Origin of the sequence: Methylobacterium sp. B1, assembly GCF_000333255.1 — a bacterium.
GTDB lineage: Bacteria > Pseudomonadota > Alphaproteobacteria > Rhizobiales > Beijerinckiaceae > Methylobacterium > Methylobacterium fujisawaense.
Genome location: NZ_BACT01000589.1, coordinates 1 through 1,342, shown reverse-complemented (window position 1 = coordinate 1,342; position 1,342 = coordinate 1). Strand labels below are relative to the sequence as shown.

The following is a 1,342-nucleotide window of genomic DNA, read 5'->3' as shown; positions in this document are numbered from 1 at the left end:
CGACCCCGCCCTGATGGACGCCGTCGACAGCCTGGACAGCGATTTCGAGCACCTGTTCGCCTCGTGGTTCAACCGCGGCTTCCTGGTGCTGCGCCACATCGACTGGACGACGCCGGCCCATATCCTGGAGAAGATCATCCGCTACGAGGCGGTGCACGCCATCGCGGACTGGGACGACCTGCGCGCCCGCATCGAGCCGCCGGACCGGCGCTGCTTCGCGTTCTTCCACCCGGCGCTGGCCGACGAGCCGCTGATCTTCGTGGAGGTGGCGCTCACCGACCAGATCGCCCCGGCCATCGCCCCGATCCTGTCGCGGGAGCGCAAGCCGCTGCAGCCGCAGGCGGCCAACACGGCGGTGTTCTACTCGATCTCGAACTGCCAGAAGGGGCTCGCCGGCGTCACCTTCGGCAATTTCCTGATCAAGCAGGTGGTCGAGGACCTCACCCGCGAGGTGCCCACGCTCAAGACCTTCGTGACGCTGTCGCCGGTGCCGGGCTTCGCCGCGTGGCTGGCGCGGGAGCGCCGGGCCGACAGCCCGCAGGGCCTGCTGCCCGAGGATGTCGAGGTCCTGCGGGCGCTGGACGACCCGAACTGGCCGGCCGACAAGGCCCGGGCCGAGACGGTGCGCCGGGCGCTGATCCCGGCGGCGGCGGCCTATTTCCTGCGCGCCAAGAACGAGCGCGGCCGCCCCCTCGACCCGGTGGCCCGGTTCCACCTCGGCAACGGCGCGCGCCTCGACCGCATCAACTTCCTGGGCGACACCTCGAAGAAGGGTCTGGCCCAGTCGCACGGCCTGATGGTCAACTACCTCTACGACCTCGCCGCCATCGAGCGGAACCACGAGACCTACGCCAATCTCGGCACCGTGGTGGCCGCGCCGGCGGTGACCCGTGAGCTGCGCGCCAAGCTGCCGCCGCCGCGGGCCGTGGTGCTGGCCGAGGCGTAGGATCCGGGCCGGTCGGGGCCCGCCTGTCACCGCGGGGCCGCGGGGCGCCGCCGGAAAGGGCTCGCCGGAAGGCCCTCCGGGCGGTTATGGGTGCGTCAGACAGACAGGTCCCGCGACAGCTCTAGCCTCACGATGACGAACCCACTCTTTCTCCTGGTGCGGGACGGCGTCCCCGATCCCGCCCAGACCGTGATCGAGACCCCTGAGGGCCGCCGATACAACTACGCGGACCTGATCGCCCGCTCCGGCGCCTACGGCGCGGCCCTGCGGGCGGCGGGCGTCGAGACCGGCCACGGGTGGCCGTGCAGGTCGAGAAGAACCCCAAGTGACTTTCTGTATCTGGGCCGTTCCGGGCGGGGCCGGGTTCCTGGCGGTTAAACCGCTAAACCCCGGGGG

Annotated in this window: 1 protein-coding gene and 1 pseudogene; both read left to right on the top strand. The window is 71.2% G+C overall.

The window, feature by feature from the left end; translation table 11 throughout:
- Positions 1-946: malonyl-CoA decarboxylase domain-containing protein (locus I53_RS17290; protein WP_043352833.1), on the top strand; the 946-nt coding region annotated here is incomplete at its 5' end.
- Positions 947-1,078: 132 nt separating this feature from the next.
- Positions 1,079-1,312, top strand: a pseudogene (locus I53_RS17285) (malonyl-CoA synthase); the annotation flags it as partial.
- Positions 1,313-1,342: the final 30 nt, after the last annotated feature.